Here is a 22,741-nt window from a genome sequence, read left to right on the forward strand (position 1 = left end):
CCCACCTCCACTTCGAGATCCGCACCACCCCCAACTACGGCTCCGCCATCAACCCGGCGACCTTCCTGCGCGCCAACGGCGTCAACCTCTGACCCGGCGCACACACACCCCACCCGAGCGACCCCGGGAGCGGCCCACACCGCCCCCGGGGTCGCTCGTGTACCCGGGCCGATGTCAGACCCCCGTGCCACCATCGGTCGCGTGGAGAAGGCGCGCCGGATGAGGCTGGCCAAGGACGCGATGGACCGGGACTGGGCGGACCCGGACCTCGACCTGGCGGCGGTCGCGGCCCACGCGGGCTACTCGCGCTTCCATTTCCTGCGCGCCTTCAAGGAGACCTACGGCGAGACGCCGGGCCAGTACCTCACCCACCGCCGCATCGAGCGCGCCGAGGACCTGCTGCGCACCGCCAACCTGTCAGTCACCGAGATCTGCCACCTGGTCGGCTTCAGCAGCCTGGGCACGTTCTCGGCCCGGTTCAAGACCTGGACCGGCCTCACCCCGAGCGAGTACCGCACCCGGCACGTGGGCCGCGGCGCCGCCCTGATCCCGGGCTGCTACGCCCTGCACTGGCTCGGCGGACACAGACCGGGCCCGGGCGGGGCGACGGCGGCACGGCGCAATTCCGGAGAAGCGCGCTGACGACGCCGCTGCCTACGGTGACAGGGCAGTGCAGGAACGGCCGCGAACAGGAGCTCACCTCATGATCAAGGGTCTCGCCATCTCCACCGTCTGGGTTCTCGACCAGGACCGGGCGAAGGAGTTCTACACCGAGAAGCTGGGCCTGGAGGTCCGCACCGACATGACCCTGGGCAAGGGCGGCATGCGCTGGCTGACCGTCGGCTCGCCCGAGCAGCCCGGCGTCGAGCTCACCCTGATGGTGCCCGGCGCGGGCATGGACCCGGAGTCCGCCGAGATGATCAAGAAGCTGGTCGCCAAGGGCGTGCTCGGCGCCGGTGTGCTGACCACCGACGACATCCATGGCGACTACGCCCGGCTCAAGGAGCGCGGGGTCGAGTTCATCCAGGAGCCGCAGGAGCGCCCGTACGGTATCGAGGCGCTGTTCCGCGACGACTCGGGGAACTGGTTCTCCTTCACCCAGAGCCGTGAGGGCGGCCTTGACATGGACAAGGAGTGGTCCTGCTGAGGCGCCGCCCCTACTTCGTCAGCAGCGGGTAGCTCCCGGTGTTCGTCGGCGCGTGCTCCGGCAGCCAGAGCACGGCGACCGCGCCCTCGGCCGGCACCCCGTCCGGCGCGCCCGCCGGCCGTACGTTGCGGAAGGTCAGCCGCGCGCCCAGCACCCGGGCCTGGCCGGCCGCGATGGTCAGGCCCAGGCCGTGCCCGCGGCCCGCCCGGTCCGCGCTGCCGGTGCGGAAGCGGCTCGGCCCTTCGGCGAGCAGGTTCTCCGGGAAGCCCGGCCCGTGGTCGCGGACCCGGATGACCCGGCCCTCGACGGTGACCTCGATGGGCGGCCTGCCGTGCCGGGCGGCGTTGGCGAGCAGGTTGAACAGCACCCGCTCCAGACGCCGGGGATCGGTGGTGACCTCCGACTCGTGCACCACGCGGACGGTGACGTCCGGGTCCTTCGCCGCGACCCGCCGGGCGACGAACTCGCCGAGCAGGATGTCCTGGAGCTCGGCCCGTTCCGAGGCGCTGTCCAGCCGGGCCACCTCCAGGACGTCCTCCACGAGGGTGCGCATTGCCTTGGCCCGGTCCAGCACCAGCTCCGTCGGCCGGCCGGGCGGCAGCAGCTCGGCCGCCGTCAGCAGGCCGGTCACCGGTGTGCGCAGCTCGTGCGCGATGTCGGCGGTGACCCGGCGTTCGGCGTCCAGCCGCTGCCGCAGCGCGTCCGCCATGGCGTCCACCGCGCTGGCCAGGTCGTCGGTCTCGTCCCGGACCACCCCGCCGATGGCCTCCCGCACCCGGACGTCCGTCTCGCCCTTGGCGACCCGGTTGGCGGCGTGGGCCGCCTTCCGCAGCCGCCGCGACAGATGCCCGCCCACGAGGACGCCGAGCGCGCTGCCGCCCAGGACCACCGCGATGGAGCCGATCACCAGGGCCTGGTCGAGGTCCTTGAGGATGTCGGAGCTGCGGTCGGTGAAACCGGAGTGCAGGGACATCACATGCCCGTTCTTCAGCGGCACGGCCGCCCAGATGTCCGGCGCCCCGCTGCGGTCGGTCACATAGGTCGCCCGCCGCCCCGCCTCGACCTTCTCCCGCAGCTCCTTCGGCAGCAGCGGGTCGTCGATCTTGGTGTTGGGGAAGTTCAGCCGCCCGGACAGCTCGTAGTTGCGCTGGGCGATCATGATGCGCTCGTCCGCCAGATCGCGCGCGTTGTCCAGCATCGACACCCGTGCCGCGTTGTGCACCACCAGGCTCAGCACGATGGCGACCAGCGCCCCCACCACGGCGATGGCCGCACTGAGCTTCCACCGCAGCCCCGCACCGATACCCGCCCGGTCGACGCACGCCGTCACCAGGCGCCGCACATACCTCCGCATCCGTTCGCTCAGGCCTTCAACTTGTAGCCGAAGCCGCGGACCGTCTCGATACGGTCCTGGCCGATCTTCGTACGCAGCCGCTGCACATGGACGTCGACGACCCGGGTGTCGCCGCCCCAGCCGTACTCCCACACCCGCTCGAGCAGCTTGTCGCGGGAGAGCACGGTGCCCGGCGCGGCGGAGAACTCCAGCAGCAGCCGCATCTCGGTCGGCGTCAGCGCCACCGGCCGCCCGGCCCTGCGCACCTCCATGCCCTCCGTGTCGATCTCCAGCTCCCCGAAGGACAGCGTGCCCCCGGCGTCCGCGGCGGCCCGCCCCCGGCCGCCGAGCTCCGCCGCCCGTCCGAAGCGGCGCAGCACCGCGCGGATGCGGGCCAGCAGTACGGCGCCGTCGAACGGCTTGGTCACGTAGTCGTCGGCGCCGGCCTCCAGGCCCAGCACCACGTCGATGGCGTCGGCCCGCGCCGACAGCATGATCACCGGCACCATCGACTCGTCCCGGATGCGCCGGCACAGGCTGACCCCGTCGAGCCCCGGCACCATGACGTCGAGGAGCGCGATGTCCGGCCGGTCGGCGCGGAACGCCTCCAGGCCCGACAGCCCGTCGGGCTTCGCCGTGACCGCGAAGCCGTCCCGCTCCAGGGCGAGCTGGGTGGCCTCGCGGATGACGTCGTCGTCCTCGACGAACAGGACGTGGGTCTGGTCTGCCATCCCGGTGTTCTCAGTCCTCGTGTGGTCTCGGTCGCGGTGCGGACGCGCTCTTCCCGTCCCGCCGGGGGCGTTTCCCCGTCCCCACCCCACGGACGCGTGAGCCGCGCGGAGGGTTCATCCCCTTCATCGGCCGGGACGGCTCCGCCGGTTCACACCGTGAGCCATGTCTCAGCCGTCGGGCACCGGTGTCGGCTCCTGACCGGCCACCTGCCCGTAGTCGTTGTGCGTGCGGTACTCCTCGCCGAAGCCGCCCGACGCCCACCGGTAGGTGATCACGTTCTCGCCGGACGGGCTCGACACCGGGTCCCCGGGGTCGTACACCTGTTTGGTCACCACCAGGTCCCCGCGGTCGATCTCCGCGTACACCGGAGGCTCCTCGGCGGTGAACACGTTGACGTACGAACCGTTCTGCTCGCGGTACACGTACGAGCCGATACCGACCGCGTCCCCGCAGGTCAGCACGTTGATGACGATGTCGTCGACGGTTCCCGCGGTGAGGTTGCCGTAGCTCACGTCGACGGGGTACTCGTCGGCGACGCACGGTTCGAGATCCCGCTTCACCTCCGCCGAGACCGCCGGGTCCGCCTTGATCAGCCGGACCGCGTCCACCCGGTCCGGGGTCCGCGAGGGCGACACCGACGGCGCGGCGACGCTCGCCACCGAGTCCGCGCGCGCCGGGCCCTCGTCCCGGGCCCCCGTGCCGCCCGTACCGCAGCCGGTGAACAGCACGGCGGCGGCGAGCACGGCCGTCGCCGCGGTCGCCGCCCTGGCGGTGGTCCGGGACCGCGTGGGCCCCGCGCCGGTCAGGCCGCGCAACGCTCCCGCTCCTCACGCTCCAGCGCGCGTGCGTCCAGATCGCGCGCCTCCAGCTCCTCGCGGAGCCGGGCGAGCGCCCGGTGCAGCGTGCTCTTGACCGTTCCGGCCGACATGCCGAGTGCGGCGGCCGTCTCGTCCGTGGACATCTGCTCCCAGTGTCGCAGGACCACGACACTGCGCTGCTTCGGGGCGAGCACCTTCAGTACGTCCATCAGCAGGGCGCGGTCCGCGTGCTGCTCGGTGGCGTCGTCCACCCGGGACTCCGGGAGCTGCTCGGTGGGCACCTCCTCCAGCTTGCGGGCCCGCCACCACTCCGTGCGCGTGTTGATCATCACCCGGCGCAGGTAGGCGTCGGCCAGCCGCTTGTCCTCGATGGTCTCCCAGCGGCCGTACGTCCGGGCCAGCGCGGTCTGCAGCAGGTCCTGCGCGTCCACGGGGTCCGGGACCAGGCGGCGGGCGCTGCGCAGCAGCGCGTCCTGCCGGGTGCGCACGTACTCCTCGAACTCGAGCACCTCGCCCTGCGCCATGGTGAACCGCCTTCCGCTCCCCGTTCCGGCCCGCTCGCGCGAGCCGGTGGTACCGCCTGTGTTCCTTGGTCGTCGTGCCCTTGCCGAGCACATGATCGAAGGTACGGAGGCGTTGTCACGGCACTGTCCGAGGCAGCTTGCGGGCAGCCCTCGACTGTCCGTCGGTTGTGTAACGGAAGCAGAAACGGGGCAAAGCGGTCGGCCGATTGATGCGGTTACAGGGTGGTATGACCGGCCGCCGGGCGGGTGGCGTCGTGACGGAGGTGACGGAGGCGACGGAGGTGACGGAGGTGACGGGTGTGACCAACCGCTGGGACCCGGACACGGAAGCCCGGCCGGGTCCGGCCGGGTCAGGTCATCGGAAGCCGGTACAGGCCGCCCGGCAGCGGTTCCACCAGCCCGTCGGCGACCAGCCCGTCCAGCGCGCGGGCACGCTGCACCGGTTCGTGCCACACCCGGTCCAGCACCGCCTGCGGCACGGGTCCGTGCGCCTCCCGCAGCACGGCCAGCAACCGGCCGCGGACCTGGCGGTCGGTGCCGGCGTAGGTCTGGCCCCGGCGCGGCGGGCCGTCGTGGGCCGGCTTGCCGGCCAGCCGCCAGGCGCACTGCGCGGCGATCGGGCAGCGCTGGCACGACTCGTTCTTCGCCGTGCACACCAGTGCGCCCAGTTCCATCGAGGCGGCGGCCCACCGCGCGGCGGTGGCGGCGTCCTCGGGCAGCAGGGTCCGGGCGAGCCGGCGCTCGGCGGCGGTGGTCGCGTTCGGCGGGTACTGCGCACCGGTGACCGCGCGGGCGAACACCCGGCGCACATTGGTGTCCAGCACCGCGTGCCGCTGCCCGTAGGCGAACGACGCCACGGCCGCCGCGGTGTACTCCCCGATGCCGGGCAGGGCCAGCAACTGGGCGTGGTCGGCCGGCACGTCGCCGCCGTGCCGTTCCGTTATGGCGACGGCCGCACCGTGCAGCCGGAGCGCGCGCCGCGGGTAACCGAGCCGGCCCCAGGCGCGGACGGCCTCACCGGGCGCCTCCGCGGCGAGGTCGGCGGGGCGGGGCCAACGGGCCAGCCATTGCTCGTAGACGGGCAGGACCCGGTTCACCGGGGTCTGCTGGAGCATGAACTCGCTGACCATCACCCCCCACGCACCGGCCTCCGGGCGCCGCCACGGCAGGTCCCGGGCGTGCTCGTCGAACCAGTCGATGACGGGGGAGTGCAGCGGCTCACCAGGAGCGCGCTCGGACGCGGAATCGGCGGTGCCGCCGTGCGGGGGCTTCGTTGGAGCAGTCATGACCCGACCGATCCTGCCACGCCGGGCCCCGCCTCCGGGGGGAGCGCCACGGACCGGCGGGCGCGGGCCACCCGCGGGAGCGCCGGTCGCACGGGAGGGAGCCGTTCGCCTCGGCACGCGCCGGCCGACCCCGAGGGCGCCGGTCGCCTCGGTGAGCGGGGGCCCGCCTCCGCGGACAGCGCTCGCCCGAGAGCCGCCCCGTTCGACGCCGTGAGCTCCCCTCACACCCGCGGGCACCGGCCCGCACGCGCGTCCGCGCGACCCGTCCCGAGGCGGACCGCACACCTGACGATCGGCAGCAGTGGCGCCCCCACGTCCGCTTGTAGCGTCGAGGCATGGACCGTGCCCGTCTCCTCGCGCTCGGCAGGGGCTTCCTGCTCTGGGCAGCCCTCGCCCTGCCGGCGGTCTCCGCCGACCTGCTCGGGCTGCACGAGCCGCTCCCGCTCCCGCAGCGGCTCGCCGGACCGGCCGTACTCGCCGCCGCCACCGTGGTGGCCCGGCGCCGGCCCCTCCTCGCCTTCGGGCTGACGGCCGCGCTCGGCCTCGCCTCCGCCCCGGCGCTGTTCAGCCTCTCCCACGGTCCCGCGCTCTCCGTGTTCGCCCTGCTGCTCGGCCTGCGGGCGTCCCGTACCGCTCCCGCCGCGCTCTGCTTCGCCGCCGTGGGCTGCGCCGGCACCGCCAAGATCGCGTGGGCGGGTCTCGACCCGGTACCCCAGTGGCTCGTCCTGACCGGCACCCTCCTCTTCGGCTGTGTCTTCCCCTGGCTCGGCGGGCGGTACTGGAGGCAGAGCCGGGAGCTCACCGCCGCGGGATGGCTGCGGGCGGCCCGGCTGGAGGAGGAGCAGCGGCTCACCGGGGAACGCGCCCGTCTGCGCGAGCGGGCCAGGATCGCCCAGGACATGCACGACTCGCTCGGCCACGAGCTGAGTCTGATCGCGCTGCGCGCGGGCGCCCTCCAGGTCGCCGCCGACCTGCCCGGCCACCACCGCGCCGCCGCCGGCGACCTGCGCGCGGCGGCCGCGGACGCCACGGACCGGCTGCACCGCATCATCGGCGTCCTGCGGGAGGACGACGACGAGCCCGTGCCGCTGAGCCCGGCCGGTGAGAGCGTCGGGCAACTCGTGGACCGAGCCGCCGAGTCCGGGCTCCCGGTGCGCTGGGCGGCCGGCTCCCGGGGCACGGCCGTGGCACCCGGCGGGGTCGCCGGGCGACTGCTGCACCGCGTGACCAGGGAGGCGCTGACCAACGCGGCACGGCACGCGCCGGGCGCTCCCGTCGTCGTGGCACTGACGGGGGACGGGACACGAGGAGCGACCGTCACCGTCACCAACGGACGGCCGGCGGGCGAGAGTTCCCCGGTGGCCGGCGGTGGTTCGGGCCTGCCCGGGCTGCGGGCCGCCGTCACCGCGGTCGGCGGCACCCTCGAAGCGGGCCCGTACGGCGACGGGTACCGGGTCAGGGCGTACGTACCGGCGCAGACGGCCACGCACGTCCGGCCGCCGCGTCCGCCGTCCGCGCCCTTCACCCGCGCCCGGCGCCGGGTCGCCGCCGGTCTCGGTGTCGCCGCCGGCGCGGGCGTCGTGCTGGTCGCTTCGGGCATCGGCTGGTACGCGTACACCGAGACGCACTCGGTGCTGGAACCCGCCGCGTACGCCGGACTGAGCCTGGGCACCCCCGTCGCGGACCTCGCGCCGCTGTTGCCGGACCGGCACATCCAGGACCCGCCCTCGGAGCGCGCGCCCGAGCCGCCCGAGGGCACCGACTGCCGCTACTACCGCGCGAGCGGAGAACTCTTCGTCTCCGTCGACCACTTCCGGCTCTGCTTCGACGACCGGGGCCGCCTGGCCGCCAAGCACGTGATCCCGCGCGTCGGCCCGCCCGGCCAAGGCACGGGCGGAGAGAAGGAGTTCACCCCGTGATCAGGGTCCTGCTGGCCGACGACGAGGCGATGGTCCGTGCCGGGGTGCGCGCCATCCTGGGGAGCAGCGGGGAGACGGAGGTCGTCGCCGAGGCGGGCGACGGGCACGAGGCCGTCGAACTGGCCCGCGCGCACCGCCCCGACGTGGCGCTGCTCGACATCCGCATGCCCCGCCTGGACGGTCTCGCGGCGGCCGGGGAGATCGTCCGCACCGTCCCCGGCACGGCCGTCGCCATGCTCACCACGTTCTCCGAACGCGCCTACGTGGCCCGCGCCCTCGGCGGCGGCGTCACCGGTTTCCTGCTGAAATCCGGCGACCCGTACGAACTCATCGCGGGCGTACGGGCGGTGGCGGGCGGCGCGGCCTTCCTCTCGCCCAAGGTGGCCCGGTACGTCATCGAGGGCCTGGGCGGCGCCGACGGCGCGGGCCGCCTCGCGCGGGAAGCCGAGGCGCACGCGCGTGTGGCGGTGCTCAGCCCGCGTGAGCGCGAGGTGCTGGGCCTGGTCGGGGCGGGGCTGTCCAACCCGGAGATCGCCGCGCGGCTGCATCTGGTGGAGGGCACGGTGAAGGCGTACGTCAGCGCGGTCCTGGACCGGCTCGGCGTACGCAACCGCGTACAGGCGGCGATCGTCGCCCATGAGGCGGGCCTGGTGGCGTCCTGAACCCGCTCAGCGGCGCCGGTGCGTGGCGTACGGCGGCACCGCGCGGGCGGTGGACCGGGGGCCGGGCCCGGTGAGCCACCGCGCGGCGGGCGCCGACGAGTCCCGCATCGCCCCGGCGAGCCGGAGCGCCGGGCGCGAGGCGAGTCGTACGACGGTGAAGGCGACCACCGTGCCCAGCAGCAGTCCCGCCACTACGTCGTGCGGGTAGTGGACGCCGACGAACACCCGGGAGAACGCCATGAGCAGGGCCAGCGGCGCCGTCAGCCAGACGAGCGCACGCCGGACCAGGACCAGCGTGAGTGCCGAAGCGCCCGCGATCGTGGCGTGGTTGCTCGGGAACGACCAGTCGCCGTGTGGCGGGCATTCCGCGAGAGACGGCACGGCGCCGGCGACCGCCCGGCACGGACGCTCCTGCGTCACCAGGGACTTGAGCACCTCGCTGCACACGTACGCCACGGCCGTGGCCAGAGGTGCAAGGGCCGCGATCGTGAACGCCCGGGTGCTCGCGCGTCTGGCCCGCCACCAGCAGGCCGCGAACAGCGCGACAAAGACCAGCAGTCCGGCCTCCGTTCCGATCTCGGCGGTGTGCCGCACCCATGCCGGGGTGTCCCGGGCGTAGTCGGTGATGTCGAGGTAGAGACCGCTGTCCACGAAGTCCATGGTCACGGACGGTAGGTGAGACGCCGGATCGGTCACACCCTGCGATCGTCGCGTGCCGTACCCGACGAAAGTCAGGGGTGTCACGGCCGTTACCGGGATGATGATCCGGAAAAGTTGTAGGTCTGAGCGGCGGGTGGGACAGGCGAACGCGCCGATCTCTCGTATGGTTTGCGCCGTGGGATCTCTGCGCAACCCGGTCGGGCCACTTCCCTCCTCCATCTACTGGCGACGGAGGGCCGTACTGCTGTCTTTACTGGCCCTGTTGGCGCTGTTGATCACCTGGGTCGTGGTCTCCGGCGGCGGGGGCGGAGGCGGCGGTGAGAACGGGGCCAACGGCAAGAATCCCGCGCCGTCCATCACCCCGGGCCCGTCGGGTTCGGGGCCGGCGATCAGCCAGGCGCCCGGTGGGCGCGACGAGTCGGGGGACGGCGGTTCCGGGGGTTCCGGCGGTTCCGGCGGGTCGTCGTCCGGGGCGGGTGACGACGGGGCCAACGGCGATCCCGCGGACTCCGGTGGCGCCGGCGGTGCGGGAGGCAGCGCGGGTGGCGGTTCCGAGGGCGGCACGTCGGCCGGGGTCGGCGCGGGGGACGCGTTGCCGGCCGGGTCCGGGTCGGGGCTCCCCAACTGCACGGCGAGCGCGGTGAAGTTCACTCTGCGCAGCGCCCGCAACACCTACGAGCCCGAGCAGACACCCACCTTCCTGCTCACCGCGCGGAACACCTCCGGCAGCGACTGCAAGATCGACCTCGGGCCGGACAGCGCCGTGCTGACGGTGGCTCAGGCGAGCGGTGACGACACGTTCTGGGCCTCGGACGACTGCCCGAAGGGGGCGCGGAGCCTGGTGTTCCGGGTGCCGGCGAAGGACGGCATCACCTACACCGTGAAGTGGGACCGCAAGGCGAGCGCCCCGGAGTGCGCCACGCCGGAGGCCGGTACCGCCGGTGCGGGGACCTACCTGGTGGAGGCGCAGGCACCGGGATTCGAGAAGGTGCGGACGTCGTTCGTGCTGGAGGCGGCCTGAGCGGCCCGGCGGGGTGCGTCCCCCGCCGCCGGAGGCTCCCCCCGGGGTCCCTGAAGGGCTGAGGGAGGCATGACTCCCCGCGGTCGGCGCCCTACACGTACCGCTCGAGGATGGAGCTCTCCGCCAGCCGCGACAGCCCCTCGCGCACGCTCCGCGCCCGCGCCTCGCCCACGCCGTCCACCGTCTGCAGATCGTCCACGCTGGCCGCGAGCAGCTTCTGCAGCCCGCCGAAGTGCTCCACCAGCCGGTCGATGATCGCCCTGGGGAGCCTCGGCACCTTCGCCAGTAGCCGGAAGCCGCGCGGTGACACCGCCGAGTCCAGCGTCTCGGGAGAGCCCGTGTAGCCCAGGGCGCGGGCCACCGTCGACAGTTCCAGCAGTTCCGCCTGGGGGAGCGCGTCCAGTTCGTGCAGGGCCTCGTCGACCGTGCGGGAGCGCTTCGCGGTGGGCTCGGGCACGTAGTCCCGCACGATCAGTTCGCGCTCCGGCTCCACGCCCGCGATCAACTCGTCGAGCTGGAGGGCGAGGAGACGCCCGTCGGTGCCCAGTTCGACCACGTATTCGGCGATTTCGGTGGCGATGCGGCGCACCATCTCCAGCCGCTGCGCGACCGCGGAGACGTCCCGGACGGTGACGAGGTCCTCGATCTCCAGCGCCGACAGCGTGCCGGCGACCTCGTCGAGGCGGAGCTTGTAGCGCTCCAGAGTGGCGAGCGCCTGGTTGGCGCGGGAGAGGATCGCCGCGGAGTCCTCCAGGACCCGGCGGTGGCCGTCGACGTACAGCGCGATCAGGCGCATCGACTGCGACACCGAGACGACCGGGAAGCCGACCTGCTTGGAGACGCGGTCGGCGGTGCGGTGCCGGGTGCCGGTCTCCTCGGTGGGGATGGTGGGGTCCGGTACGAGCTGGACTCCGGCCCGGAGGATCTTGGACAGGTCGGACGACAGCACGATGCCGCCGTCCAGCTTGCACAGTTCGCGCAGCCGGGTCGCGGTGAACTCGACGTCCAGCACGAAGCCGCCGCTGCACAGCGTCTCGACGGTCTTGTCGGAACCGAGCACGATGAGACCGCCGGTGTTGCCGCGGAGCACGCGCTCCAGGCCGTCGCGCAGGCTGGTGCCGGGTGCCACGGCGCTCAGTGAGGCGCGCATCAGGCCCTCGGAACCGGCACTCCCACCGGACTTTCCGGGAGCTGCTGCCCGGTCGTTGGCTGCCACTGCACTCCTCAGGTCGCAGGTTCTGGGCGCCCCCGTTCAGGACGTCTCGTTCGCATCAGGCCGGACAGGGAGCGGGGCTGATCCGAACGGAGACCCTGACCGCACTCGGTTCGTACGGACGGGCGAGACCTGGGCAAAGTCTACCGGCGGTCCTCCGTCTCCCGTGGGGCCTCTCGGCGACGGGAGCGCGGAAGCACACGCAGGGCGTCCCCTATGTCGGCCACTTCCTGCACCTTCATGCCCGGCGGGACCCTGCCCGGATCGCCCGGTACCAGGGCGTGCGTGAAGCCCAGGCGGTGGGCCTCGGCGAGCCTGCGCTGGACGCCCGTGACCCGCCTCACCTCGCCGGCCAGGCCGACCTCGCCGATCGCGACCAGGTTCTTCGGCAGCGGGGTGTCGCTCGCGGCCGACGCCAGCGCCAGCGCGACGGCCAGGTCCGCCGCCGGTTCCGACAGCTTCACCCCGCCGACCGTCGCGGAGTAGATGTCCCGTTTGCCCAAGGCGCTGATGCGGCCCCGCTGTTCCAGGACCGCCAGCATCATCGACACGCGTGAGGTCTCCAGGCCGGACGTGGTGCGCCGGGGGGAGGGGATCTGCGAGTCGACCGTGAGCGCCTGCACTTCGGCGACCAGGGGGCGGCGGCCCTCCAGGGTGACGGTCAGACAGGTCCCCGGGACCGGCTCGTCCCGGCGGGTCAGGAAGAGTCCGCTGGGGTCCGCCAGGCCCGTGATGCCCTCGTCGTGCAGCTCGAAGCAGCCGACCTCGTCCGTCGTGCCGTAACGGTTCTTGACGCCGCGCACCAGGCGCAGGCGCGCGTGCCGGTCGCCCTCGAAGTGCAGGACGACGTCCACCAGGTGCTCCAGCAGGCGCGGTCCGGCGATCGCCCCGTCCTTGGTGACATGGCCCACGAGGAGCGTGGACATCCCGCGCTCCTTGGAGGCCCGGATCAGCGCGCCCGCCACCTCGCGGACCTGGGCCATGCCGCCCGGGGCGCCGTCGATCTCCGGGGACGCCACCGTCTGCACCGAGTCCATGATCAGCAGGGACGGCTTCACCGCGTCCAAGTGGCCGAGGACGGCGGCCAGATCCGTCTCGGCCGCCAGGTACAGGTGGTCGTCGATGGCGTGGATGCGGTCGGCGCGCAGCCGGACCTGGCTCGCCGACTCCTCGCCGGTGACGTACAGCGTGCGGTGCTCCTCGCTCGCCGACTTGGCCGCCACGTCCAGCAGCAGCGTGGACTTGCCCACGCCCGGCTCACCCGCGACCAGCACCACCGCGCCCGGCACCAGCCCGCCGCCGAGCACCCGGTCCAGCTCGGGCACGCCGGTGGAGCGGGCGGTGGCCCGACGGCCGTCGACCTGGCCGATGGGCAGGGCGGAGGTGGTGACCCGCCCGGGCGTCGTCGTACGGATCGCGGGCGCGCCGTATTCCTCGACCGTCCCCCAGGCCTGGCACTCGGGGCAGCGGCCGAGCCATTTGGCCGTCTGCCAGCCGCACTCGGTGCAGCGGTAGGACGGTCGGTCCTTGGACGTCTTGGTACGGGCAGCCATGCGCAAAAGGTAACGGCCCGCTCTGACAACGGGCCCGCCCCGCCCTCCCTCACCGCCCCGCTGCCCCTCCCTCACCGCCCCGCCACCGCCCCGTGAGCCCCCCGCGCCGCACCGGACGGGGCCGACGCCGGCGTCCGGCGAAAGGCTCCCCTCCCCGATTGAGGGATCGTTTCACCCGTACGGATTAAAAGTGCGCAGGGCTCCGGAAGGGGCCGCCCCGGGCCGCCTACGGTCGCCGGATGACGAGCAGCGGCCCGCAAACCCCGCCCCGTACGACCGGAACCCGCCGGACGCACCGGGAAGTGCGCGACCGCGGGGCCGCGCGCACCCTGGCGCAGCGGCCGGCCACGCGCTACGCACCCCACCTGGACGGCCTGTTCACCTACTGCCTGTCCGTGCTGTGCGACCACGACGCGGCGACCGCCGCCCTGGCCGACGTCCTCGCGCTCGCCGAGCGCCGCGGCCGGCACGTCCCGGACGAGCTCGGCAGCCGCAGGGCCTGGCTGTACGCGCTGGCCCGCTGGGCGTGTCTGCGCAAGCTGACCGAGGCCAGGCAGAAGGGCCGGGTCACCCACGCGGTGAGCCGCACCGGCCGCCGGCGCGCGGCGGGCGCCGCCACCGCCGCTCCGGCCGTCTCCGAGGAGGTGCGCGAGCGGCGCCGCCGTGAACTGGCCGAGCTGGCCTGGCCGGAGGCCGCGGGCACCACCCCGGAGCAGCGCGAGGCGCTCGAACTCGCCGTGCGCCACCAGCTCGCCGCGCACGAGGTCGCCTCCGTGCTCGGCATGGAACCGGCCGCCGCGCGTGCGCTGCTCGCCACCGCCGCCTGCGAGGTGGAACGCACCCGCGCGGCGCTCGCCGTCGTGGAGAGCGGCACCTGCCCCGGTGTGGCGCATCTCGCCGGCGACCGGACGCTCGTGCTCAGCGCCACGCTGCGCCGCGAACTCGTGCGGCACGTAGACGACTGCCCGCGCTGCCGCCGCAGCGCCGAGCGGGCCGTCCCGGGCCGCTGGCCCGGCACCAGCGTCACCCCGGACGCGCTGCCCCTCCTGCCGGCACCCGGCGCGGACCTGCACGCCGCCCTCGCGCACCACCCGCGCGCGCGGGGCGCCGCACCCCGCTTCGACCGGCGCGGCTTCCCCATGGACCCCAAGGACCGTGTCGCCCGCCGCGACCGGCTGCGCGCGCGTGCCGTCACGACGACCGTCGTCGCCACCGTCGTCGCCGCGCCCGTGCTGGCGCTGTGGGCGGCCTACCGCGGCACGCCGGTCGGTGAGGCCCAGGACGGCCGTTCGACCTCCGCGCGGGAGGACGGCGGCGCCGTCGACCTCGACGGCGCGGAGGCCGGCGCCGGCTACGAGAACACCGGCAACACCACCACCCGGCCCGGCCCCCGCTTCGGCGAGGACGGTGAGCCGGACGTGTCCGTGGAGGTCGTCGGCGTCGCCGGCGCGGGAGGCGAGGACGCCGCCGCGCTGGCCGTCACGGCCGGGCACCGCGGCGACACCACCCTGATCACCCTCACCGCGACGGGCTCCGAACGGGTCCGCTGGTCGGCCTCGACGGGAGCGTCCTGGCTGTATCTGAGCCAGTCCTCGGGAACGCTCGCGCCCGGCGAGTCCGTGACCGTCCGGGTGTACGTGGACCAGCTGCGCGAGCCGTCCGGCCACTGGAGCGCGACCGTGGCGGTCTCCCCGGCCGGTTCGGTGGTGACCATCGACGGCTACGGCACCGCCCCCGGCGGCGGCTCGCCCTCCGGCCACCCGGGCGGGCCGGGGACCGCGCACCCCGGCACCCCGAGCGAGCCCCCCGCGTCGTCGCCCGCCCCGGAGCCGACGCCCACCACACCAGCGCCCTCGGAGCCCGCCCCGAGCGACCCGCCGACCTCGCCCGCCCCGGAGCCCACCACCGGCGGTCCCACCCCCACCGGCCCGACACCGACCGCGCCGGTACCGGGCGACCCGGGGCCGGCCGGCCCCGGCGACGCCTCGCCGCCCGCCGCAGGCGGCGACCCGAGCCCGGTCACCCCGTAACGCCGACCGTCAGGCGGGGTCCGCCGGATGGGCCGCCAGCAGGGGAAGCTGCGACGCCAGCCGCTCCTCGCACAGCTCGACCAGACGGTCGTAGCCCGCCTTGCCCATCAGCTCGGTCAGCTCCGCGCGGTAGGAGACGTACACCGGGTCCCCGGCGCCGTGCGCCGAGGTGGCCGAGGTGCACCACCAGTGCAGGTCGTGACCGCCCGGGCCCCAGCCGCGCCGGTCGTACTCACCGATCGACACCTGAAGCACACGTGTGTCGTCCGGCCGGTCGATCCAGTCGTAGGTCCGCCGCACCGGCAGCTGCCAGCACACGTCCGGCTTGGTCTCCAGCGGCTCGCGGCCCTCCCTGAGGGCCAGGATGTGCAGCGAGCAGCCCGCGCCGCCCGCGAACCCCGGCCGGTTCTGGAAGATGCACGAGCCCTGGAACGGCCGGGTCTGACGGTCGCCGTCCTCGTCCTCGGAGATCCAGCCGTCGCGCGTGCCCTCGGCGTGGTGCTGCCAGATGTCCGGCGTGAGCCGCGCCACATGCCCGGCGACACGCTTCTCGTCGTCCTCGTCCGAGAAATGGGCACCCAGAGTGCAGCACCCGTCGTCCGCGCGGCCCGCCTGGATGCCCTGGCAGCCGCTGCCGAAGATGCAGTTCCAGCGAGAGGTCAGCCATGTCAGATCGCAGCGGAAGACCTGCTCGTCGTCCGCCGGATCAGGAAATTCCACCCACGCGCGGGCGAAGTCGAGGCCCTTCTCGTCGTCCACCGGCGGTGCCGCCGCAGGCGTCCGAGGCGCGGTCGTCCGCGAAGAACCCCCGGACAGTCCGGCCAGTTTTTCCTTCTTGGCCTTCTTGTCCGTCTTTTCGTCCTTCGTCTTTTTCGTCTTTGGCACCCGTCCAGGGTAAGTCGCCCGGGCTCGGGTCCGGGACGGGCCCGGCCGCCGCGGACCGGCCAACACGCCGCGCTGCGCGCAGTAGCGTTCCGTACATGAGACTCGGTGTCCTCGACGTGGGTTCGAACACGGTGCACTTGCTCGTGGTGGACGCGCACCCCGGCGCGTGTCCGCTGCCCGCGCACTCGCACAAGACGGAGCTGCGCCTCGCCCAGCTCCTCGACGACGGCGGGGCGATCGGCGCCGGCGGGCTGGACAGGCTGATCGGGGTCGTCCACGAGGCGCTGCGGGCCGCCGAGGACAAGGGCGTCGAGGAACTGCTGCCGTTCGCGACGTCCGCGGTGCGCGAGGCGGACAACGCCGACGAGGTGCTCGCGCGGGTGCGTGAGGAGACCGGGGTCGAACTCCAGGTGCTCAGCGGCGCCGAGGAGGCCCGGCTCACCTTCCTCGCCGCGCGCCGCTGGTACGGCTGGTCGGCCGGGAAGCTGCTCGTGATCGACATCGGCGGCGGCTCCCTGGAGATCGCCTACGGCCTGGACGAGGAGCCCGACACGGCCGTGTCGCTGCCGCTGGGCGCCGGCCGCCTCACCGCCGGCTGGCTGCCCGCCGACCCGCCCGGGGCGGACGACGTCCGCGCGCTGCGCCGCCATGTGCGCACCGAGATAGCGCGCACGGTCGGGGACTTCAGCCGCCTCGGCGCACCCGACCACGTGGTGGCCACCTCCAAGACCTTCAAGCAGCTCGCCCGCCTCGCGGGCGCCGCCCGCTCCGCCGAGGGCCCGTACGTGCAGCGGGAGCTGAAACGGGAGTCCCTGGAGTCCTGGGTGCCCAGGCTCGCCGCCATGACGGCCGCCGAGCGCGCGGAGCTCCCCGGGGTCTCCGAGGCCCGCGCGGGGCAGCTGCTGGCCGGCGCCCTGGTCGCGGAGGGCGCGATGGACCTGTTCGGCATCGAGCGCCTGGAGATCTGCCCCTGGGCCCTGCGGGAGGGCGTCATACTCCGCCGCCTGGACCACATGGACGGGGAGTAGCTCCGCGCGGCGCACTATGGCAATCACCACAACGGCGATCGGGCACCCCGCACCGACCCGATCCCACCCCGTAACCTGAGGCTCGTGGCAGAAGCAAGGGACGTAGTCCGCATCCCGGATGCGAAGGTCGCCCTGTCGACGGCCTCCGTCTACCCGGAGTCGACGGCGACGGCCTTCGAGATCGCCGCGCGCCTCGGGTACGACGGCGTCGAGGTCATGGTGTGGACCGATCCGGTCAGCCAGGACATCGAGGCACTGCGCAGACTCAGCGACTACCACCGCATCCCCGTCCTGGCCGTCCACGCGCCCTGCCTGCTCATCACGCAGCGCGTGTGGTCCACCGACCCCTGGACCAAGCTCCAGCGCGCCAGGGCCGCCGCGGAGAAGCTCGGCGCCTCCACGGTCGTCGTCCATCCCCCCTTCCGCTGGCAGCGGCAGTACGCGCGTGACTTCGTGGACGGCATCTGGCGGATGGCGGACGAGACGGACGTGCGCTTCGCGGTGGAGAACATGTACCCCTGGCGCTACCGCGACCGCGAGATGCTCGCGTACGCCCCCGACTGGGACGTCACCAAAGAGGACTACCGCCACTTCACGATCGACCTCAGCCACGCCTCGACCGCCCGTACCGACACCCTGCGGATGATCGACCGCATGGGCGACCGCCTCGGCCACGTCCACCTCGCCGACGGCAAGGGGTCCGCCAAGGACGAGCACCTGGTGCCGGGCCGCGGCGACCAGCCCTGCGCCGAGGTGCTGGAGGGCCTCGCGTCGAGCGGCTTCGACGGGCATGTCGTCATCGAGGTCAACACCCGCCGGGCCATGTCGAGCGCGGAGCGCGAGGCCGACCTGGCCGAAGCCCTGGCGTTCACCCGCCTGCACCTGGCCTCGTCGACCCCTTCCGCGCTCCGGGTGCCCCGCCGGTGACCGGCCTCACCGCGAGCGACGGCCCGGGCGCCTCCGCGCGGGGCGACGGCACGCCGCGGCGCCGCGGCCGCCCGCCCCGTACGGAATCGGCCGGAACCCGGGACCGCATCCTCGACGCGGCCCGTGAGGAGTTCTCCGCGCGGGGGTACGACAAGACGTCCGTGCGGGGGATCGCCAAGGCGGCCGGGGTCGACTCGGCGCTGGTGCACCACTACTTCGGCACCAAGGAACAGGTCTTCGAGGCCGCCGTCGAGGTCGCCTTCGCACCGGCCTTCGCGGTACGGGACACCCTCCTCGACGGGCCGGTCGAGGAGGCCGGCGAGCGGATGACCCGCATGATCATCGGGCTCTGGGAGAACCCGGTCACCAGGGCCCCGCTGCTCGCGATCGTCCGCTCCGCCGTGAACAACGAGGCGGCGGCCGGGGTCTTCCGCCGGCTCATCGCCGGTCAGCTGCTGCGCCGGATCGCCGGACGGCTCGACGTGCCGGACGCGGAGCTGCGGGCCGAGCTCGCCGCCGCGCAGCTGGTGGGGATCGCGATGATCCGGTACGTGATCAAGGTGGAGCCCCTGGCCTCGGCCGACTCCGAGCAGATCATCAGACGGGTGGCGCCGGTCGTCCAGGGACACCTCACCGGCGGCTGAGGCGTCCGTCCGGCCGGGCCGAACTGAGACATTCGTCCCGCATTCCGGACACCTCGTCCCGCCCTCTGGATGAGCGGCGTACGCTCGACGACAGTCATAACTCTCCGAAGGAGCGAGCGACGATGCCCGAGCTGAGGTCCCGCACAGTCACCCACGGCCGCAACATGGCGGGCGCCCGCGCCCTGATGCGCGCCTCCGGTGTACCCGGCGCGGACATCGGACGGAAGCCGATCATCGCGGTCGCCAACAGCTTCACGGAGTTCGTCCCGGGCCACACCCACCTCGCCCCGGTCGGCCGCATCGTCAGCGAGGCGGTCGTCGAGGCCGGCGGCATCCCGCGCGAGTTCAACACCATCGCCGTCGACGACGGCATCGCGATGGGCCACGGCGGCATGCTCTACTCGCTGCCCTCCCGCGACCTGATCGCGGACAGCGTCGAGTACATGGTCGAGGCGCACCGCGCGGACGCCCTGATCTGCATCTCCAACTGCGACAAGATCACCCCGGGGATGCTCAACGCGGCGCTGCGCCTGAACATCCCCACGGTGTTCGTCTCCGGCGGCCCCATGGAGGCCGGCCGCGCCACCCTGGTCGACGGCACGGTCCGCACGCTGGACCTGATCGACGCCATGGTCGAGTCGGCCAACGACAAGACCTCCGACGAGGACGTCCTGCGCATCGAGGAGAACGCCTGCCCCACCTGCGGCAGCTGCTCCGGCATGTTCACCGCCAACTCGATGAACTGCCTGACCGAGGCCATCGGCCTCTCCCTCCCGGGCAACGGCTCGGTGCTGGCCACCCACACCGCCCGCAAGGCGCTCTACGAGAACGCCGCGCGTACGGTGATGGACCTGACCCGCCGCTACTACGAGCAGGACGACGACTCGGTCCTGCCCCGCAACATCGCCACTCCCGCGGCCTTCGAGAACGCCATGGCCCTCGACATCGCCATGGGCGGCTCCACCAACACGATCCTGCACCTGCTGGCCGCCGCCCAGGAGGGCGAGGTCCCCTTCGGCCTCAGCGAGATGGACGCCCTCTCGCGCCGCGTCCCCTGCCTGGCCAAGGTCGCCCCGAACGTCACCAAGGACCGCACGTACTACATGGAGGACGTGCACCGCGCGGGCGGCATCCCCGCCCTGCTCGGCGAACTGCATCGCGCGGGCCTGCTCAACGAGGACGTCCACTCCGTGCACAGCCCGTCCCTGGCCGACTGGCTGAAGACCTGGGACATCCGCGCCGGCTCCCCCTCCCCGGAGGCGGTGGAACTCTGGCACGCGGCCCCCGGCTGCAAGCGCTCCGCCGAGGCATTCTCCCAGTCCGAGCGCTGGGACACCCTCGACGAGGACGCCGAGGGCGGCTGCATCCGCTCCGCCGAGCACGCCTACTCCAAGGACGGCGGCCTGGCGGTGCTGCGCGGCAACCTCGCCGTCGACGGCTGCGTCGTCAAGACGGCCGGCGTCGACGAGTCCATCTGGACCTTCGAGGGCCCGGCGGTCGTCTGCGAGTCGCAGGACGAGGCCGTGGAGAAGATCCTCACCAAGCAGGTCAAGGAGGGCGACGTCGTCGTCATCCGCTACGAGGGCCCCAAGGGCGGCCCCGGCATGCAGGAGATGCTCTACCCGACGTCGTACCTGAAGAGCCGCGGCCTCGGAAAGGCCTGCGCCCTCATCACCGACGGCCGCTTCTCCGGCGGCACGTCCGGCCTCTCCATCGGCCACGCCTCCCCGGAGGCGGCCTCGGGCGGCACCATCGCCCTGGTCGAGGACGGCGACCGCATCCGCATCGACATCCCGAACCGCTCCATCGAGCTGCTGGTCGACGAGGCCGAACTGACCCGCCGCGAACAGGCCCTCGACGGCCGGTACGCCCCGAAGAACCGCGACCGCAAGGTCTCCGCGGCCCTGAAGGCGTACGCCGCGATGGCCACCAGCGCGGACAAGGGCGCGGTGCGCGACGTGACCAAGCTGGGCTGACCCCGCCGAACCCGGCACAGGGCCGCTCCCGCACCACGGGGGCGGCCCTCGCTCGTCCAGGGCCGGGTGTGCGGGCGGGCGTCGGCGATCACCGGCCGGCGGCCCCGCGCCGGCCGGTGATCGCCCCCCGGCCGGCCGCGCCGTCACCAGTCGGCCGGGTTCCCACCCGTCACGCCGAACACGGTTCCGTCGGGCGCGCCGGCGTAGACGTGGCCGCCCGCGATCACCGGTGTGGGCAGCGCGGCGGGGACCCGGTCGGATGCGGCGCCGAGCCGGGGCCGGGTCTGCCCGAGCAGCTTCCCCTCGCGGGCGTCGACGCCCAGCAGCCGTCCGTCGGGAGCGGTGACGTACACGTGCCGTCCGTCGGAGACGGGCACCGAGCCCCGGCTCACGCCCGTCTCCAGCCGCCACAGCTGCTTCCCCGCAGCCATGTCGACGGCCACCAGCGAGCCGCCCGCCCCCATGAAGTACAGGGTGGCCCCGTGCATCCCGGTCTGCGCCGCATCGACCGGCACGGGCAGCGTCACCCGGCGGACGTGCCCGGTGCCGGGCGTGTAGCGCAGTACGGCCTTCACGTCCCCGTGGGTGATGCCCTCGACGAGGAGGTACACGGCACCGTCCGCCGCTCCCACGGGCGTCAGCGTCCCCTCCAGCTCCGCGTCCCACCGCACGTCACCCGTCGCCGGATCCACCGCGGTGACCCGGGTTCCGCTCCCGTCCGCGGACGGACTCGTCGCGTACGCCGACGGCCCGCCCGTCTCCTGCGACTCCCCGGGGACCGAGGAGAAGTACGGCACGGCCTGCCCCGGGATCCGGCGGGACCACCTGGTCTCGCCCGAGGCGCTGTCCACGCCCGTGACCAGCCCGTCGGAGCGGGTCAGCAGGTGCGTGTCGCCGACCGTCCGCAGTCCGTCGTGCTCGGGCGGCTCCTTCTGCCACACCGGCTCGCCGGTGGCGGGGTCGAGCGCCTCCAGCTCGCCGATCAGGTCGAGGGAGGGCTGGACGAGCCCGCCCGACATGACCGGCGGTTCGTTCCGCGTCTCCCCCGTGACGTCGTGCCGCCACAGGATGCGGCCGTCGGCCGGATCGAGGGCGAAGACGAGGTCGGGGAGCGCGCACAGCAGCCTCTCCGCCCCGTAGGAGCACTGGGGCATGCCGTCGGCGTCCGGGCCGGGCGTCGCCTCCCACGCGCCGAAGCCCGTCGGTGTGCTCCGCGCGGCGGTGGTCTTCCGCGCGGGGTCCGTGCCGCCGCCGAACACCTGCACCGCCGTGAGCCCGCCGAGCACGGCGAGACAGAGGGCCCCGGCCACCAGAGCCGTCCGCTTGCCGAGCCGCCGCGCGGGCCGCTCCGGGGGCGCGTCCGCCGGGGAGCCCGGCGCCTCCCGCTCCCCGTCGGGCGTCCGCGGCGCCGGCACGAACACCTGGGTGTCGTACGTCGCCGCCACCGACCGCAGCTCCCGCATCAGCTCGTCCGGCGTGGGCCGGTCGTCCGGCTCCTTCGCCAGACACCGCAGCACCAGCGGCGCGAGCGACTCCGGTACGCCGGTCAGGTCGGGCTCGTCGTGCACGACCTGGTAGGCGACGACGTACGGACTGTCGGAGTCGAAGGGGCCGCGCCCCGTCGTCGCGTGCACCATGAGCGAGCCGAGGGCGAACACGTCGGCCGCCGGGCCCACTTCCCGGGGCCGCCGGAACTGCTCGGGCGCCATGAACGGCGGCGTGCCGATCAACTTCCCGGTCTCGGTGCGCAGTTCGCTGTCCCGTGGCCGGGAAATGCCGAAGTCGATGACCTTCGGCCCGTCTTCGGCGAGCAGTACGTTGCTCGGCTTCAGGTCCCGGTGCACGACCCCGACCCGGTGGATGTCGCGCAGCGCCTCCGCGAGCCCGGCCATCAGCCGGCGCGACTGGTCCGGGTCCATCGGCCCGTTCCGCTTCACCTGTTCGGAGAGCGTCGGGCCGGGGATGTACAGGGTGGCCATCCAGGGCCGCCCGCCCTCCGGATCGGCGTCGACGACCGGCGCCGTGAACGCCCCGCTCACCCGCCGCGCCGCGGCCACCTCCTGGCGGAAACGCCCTCTGAACTCGGGGTCCATGGCGTACCGGGCGTGTACGACCTTCACCGCGACCCGCATCCCGGAGGTGCTGCGCGCCAGGTGCACGACGCCCATGCCACCCGAGCCGAGACAGGACTCCAGCCGGTAGTGACCGGCGTACTCCGGAAGTTCCGCTTCCGCGCCCGCTCCGGCGTTCCGCTGCGACGCCATGGAACCACCCCCGTGCTGTTCGTCTCGCGCGCGCGACGCTCGGAGCCTAGTCGATGGTGTGTACGGGACGGAGGAGGCCCGCCCGCTTTCCCGTGCGAAGGGCGAACTGGTGTTTCATG

General features: G+C 73.7%; 20 protein-coding genes and 1 pseudogene. 11 read left to right on the forward strand and 10 right to left on the reverse strand.

The genetic code is table 11. The features are described 5' to 3' along the window. From ACZ434_RS32365 to ACZ434_RS32375, 3 genes and pseudogenes are all read left to right on the forward strand, one after another. Positions 1–92 (forward strand): annotated as a pseudogene (locus tag ACZ434_RS32365) (M23 family metallopeptidase); the annotation flags it as partial. A 79-nt stretch (positions 93–171) separates the two neighbouring features. Beyond that, positions 172–642, forward strand: a complete 471-nt coding sequence (locus ACZ434_RS32370) for a helix-turn-helix transcriptional regulator (protein WP_468462250.1) — start codon at positions 172–174, stop codon at positions 640–642. Between the two features lie 61 nt (positions 643–703). Next, positions 704–1,147, forward strand: coding sequence for a VOC family protein (locus ACZ434_RS32375; protein ID WP_468462252.1), 444 nt, complete (start codon positions 704–706; stop codon positions 1,145–1,147). A 10-nt stretch (positions 1,148–1,157) separates the two neighbouring features. Here ACZ434_RS32375 and cseC read toward each other — a convergent pair whose 3' ends face one another. The 5 genes from cseC to ACZ434_RS32400 form a co-directional block, all read right to left on the reverse strand. Continuing rightward, entirely contained in the window at positions 1,158–2,501 is a 1,344-nt protein-coding gene (gene cseC, locus ACZ434_RS32380; RefSeq protein ID WP_468462254.1) for a two-component system sensor histidine kinase CseC, read from the reverse strand. Between the two features lie 8 nt (positions 2,502–2,509). Next, positions 2,510–3,211 (reverse strand): two-component system response regulator CseB, encoded by a 702-nt coding sequence (gene cseB / locus ACZ434_RS32385; RefSeq protein WP_468462256.1) that lies wholly within the window; start codon positions 3,209–3,211, stop codon positions 2,510–2,512. Positions 3,212–3,379: 168 nt separating this feature from the next. Further along, the gene (locus ACZ434_RS32390; RefSeq protein WP_468462258.1) at positions 3,380–4,027 is read right to left on the reverse strand and encodes a hypothetical protein; all 648 of its coding nucleotides are present in this window, start codon (positions 4,025–4,027) and stop codon (positions 3,380–3,382) included. Continuing rightward, complete coding sequence (locus ACZ434_RS32395; protein ID WP_468462260.1) at positions 4,015–4,554, reverse strand: SigE family RNA polymerase sigma factor; 540 nt, start codon at positions 4,552–4,554, stop codon at positions 4,015–4,017. The genes ACZ434_RS32390 and ACZ434_RS32395 overlap by 13 nt, the downstream gene beginning before the upstream one ends. 350 nt (positions 4,555–4,904) lie before the next feature. Next, the gene (locus ACZ434_RS32400) at positions 4,905–5,840 is read right to left on the reverse strand and encodes an HhH-GPD family protein (RefSeq protein ID WP_468462262.1); all 936 of its coding nucleotides are present in this window, start codon (positions 5,838–5,840) and stop codon (positions 4,905–4,907) included. A 335-nt stretch (positions 5,841–6,175) separates the two neighbouring features. Here ACZ434_RS32400 and ACZ434_RS32405 point away from each other — a divergent pair, with 335 nt between their 5' ends. Further along, positions 6,176–7,759 carry a sensor histidine kinase gene (locus tag ACZ434_RS32405; protein WP_468462264.1) on the forward strand — a complete coding sequence of 528 codons (1,584 nt, stop codon included), beginning with the start codon at positions 6,176–6,178 and terminating at the stop codon, positions 7,757–7,759. Beyond that, entirely contained in the window at positions 7,756–8,421 is a 666-nt protein-coding gene (locus ACZ434_RS32410; RefSeq protein WP_468462266.1) for a response regulator transcription factor, read from the forward strand. Before ACZ434_RS32405 ends, ACZ434_RS32410 begins: the two co-directional genes overlap by 4 nt. A 6-nt stretch (positions 8,422–8,427) precedes the next feature. Here the strand turns inward: ACZ434_RS32410 and ACZ434_RS32415 are convergent, their stop codons facing one another. Then, positions 8,428–9,081 carry a phosphatase PAP2 family protein gene (locus ACZ434_RS32415; RefSeq protein WP_468462268.1) on the reverse strand — a complete coding sequence of 218 codons (654 nt, stop codon included), beginning with the start codon at positions 9,079–9,081 and terminating at the stop codon, positions 8,428–8,430. 175 nt (positions 9,082–9,256) lie between these two features. Here ACZ434_RS32415 and ACZ434_RS32420 point away from each other — a divergent pair, with 175 nt between their 5' ends. Further along, positions 9,257–10,102, forward strand: a complete 846-nt coding sequence (locus ACZ434_RS32420) for a hypothetical protein (protein ID WP_468462270.1) — start codon at positions 9,257–9,259, stop codon at positions 10,100–10,102. Between the two features lie 91 nt (positions 10,103–10,193). Here the strand turns inward: ACZ434_RS32420 and disA are convergent, their stop codons facing one another. Next, positions 10,194–11,318, reverse strand: a complete 1,125-nt coding sequence (gene disA, locus ACZ434_RS32425) for a DNA integrity scanning diadenylate cyclase DisA (RefSeq protein WP_468462272.1) — start codon at positions 11,316–11,318, stop codon at positions 10,194–10,196. A gap of 140 nt (positions 11,319–11,458) precedes the next feature. Continuing rightward, positions 11,459–12,868 carry a DNA repair protein RadA gene (gene radA, locus ACZ434_RS32430; protein ID WP_468462274.1) on the reverse strand — a complete coding sequence of 470 codons (1,410 nt, stop codon included), beginning with the start codon at positions 12,866–12,868 and terminating at the stop codon, positions 11,459–11,461. Positions 12,869–13,107: 239 nt separating this feature from the next. On the opposite strand from radA, the gene ACZ434_RS32435 reads away from it, so the two are divergent. Further along, positions 13,108–14,898, forward strand: a complete 1,791-nt coding sequence (locus ACZ434_RS32435) for a BACON domain-containing protein (RefSeq protein WP_468462276.1) — start codon at positions 13,108–13,110, stop codon at positions 14,896–14,898. Positions 14,899–14,907: 9 nt separating this feature from the next. On the opposite strand, the gene ACZ434_RS32440 is transcribed toward ACZ434_RS32435, so the two are convergent. Continuing rightward, a complete protein-coding gene (locus ACZ434_RS32440; RefSeq protein ID WP_468462278.1) occupies positions 14,908–15,783 on the reverse strand; it encodes a DUF3109 family protein in 876 nt (291 codons plus the stop codon). A gap of 95 nt (positions 15,784–15,878) precedes the next feature. Here ACZ434_RS32440 and ACZ434_RS32445 point away from each other — a divergent pair, with 95 nt between their 5' ends. The 4 genes from ACZ434_RS32445 (at position 15,879) to ilvD (ending at position 20,358) form a co-directional block, all read left to right on the forward strand. Continuing rightward, entirely contained in the window at positions 15,879–16,811 is a 933-nt protein-coding gene (locus ACZ434_RS32445; protein WP_468462280.1) for a Ppx/GppA family phosphatase, read from the forward strand. Between the two features lie 84 nt (positions 16,812–16,895). After that, a complete protein-coding gene (locus tag ACZ434_RS32450) occupies positions 16,896–17,738 on the forward strand; it encodes a sugar phosphate isomerase/epimerase family protein (RefSeq protein WP_468462282.1) in 843 nt (280 codons plus the stop codon). Next, complete coding sequence (locus ACZ434_RS32455) at positions 17,735–18,382, forward strand: TetR/AcrR family transcriptional regulator (RefSeq protein WP_468462284.1); 648 nt, start codon at positions 17,735–17,737, stop codon at positions 18,380–18,382. Before ACZ434_RS32450 ends, ACZ434_RS32455 begins: the two co-directional genes overlap by 4 nt. Before the next feature lie 122 nt (positions 18,383–18,504). Then, the gene (gene ilvD, locus ACZ434_RS32460) at positions 18,505–20,358 is read left to right on the forward strand and encodes a dihydroxy-acid dehydratase (RefSeq protein ID WP_468462286.1); all 1,854 of its coding nucleotides are present in this window, start codon (positions 18,505–18,507) and stop codon (positions 20,356–20,358) included. A gap of 143 nt (positions 20,359–20,501) precedes the next feature. Here ilvD and ACZ434_RS32465 read toward each other — a convergent pair whose 3' ends face one another. Next, on the reverse strand, positions 20,502–22,622 hold the full coding sequence (locus ACZ434_RS32465) for a serine/threonine-protein kinase (RefSeq protein WP_468462288.1): 2,121 nt from the start codon (positions 22,620–22,622) through the stop codon (positions 20,502–20,504). Between the last annotated feature and the right edge of the window lie 119 nt (positions 22,623–22,741).

The organism is Streptomyces sp. NPDC030893, assembly GCF_055571535.1.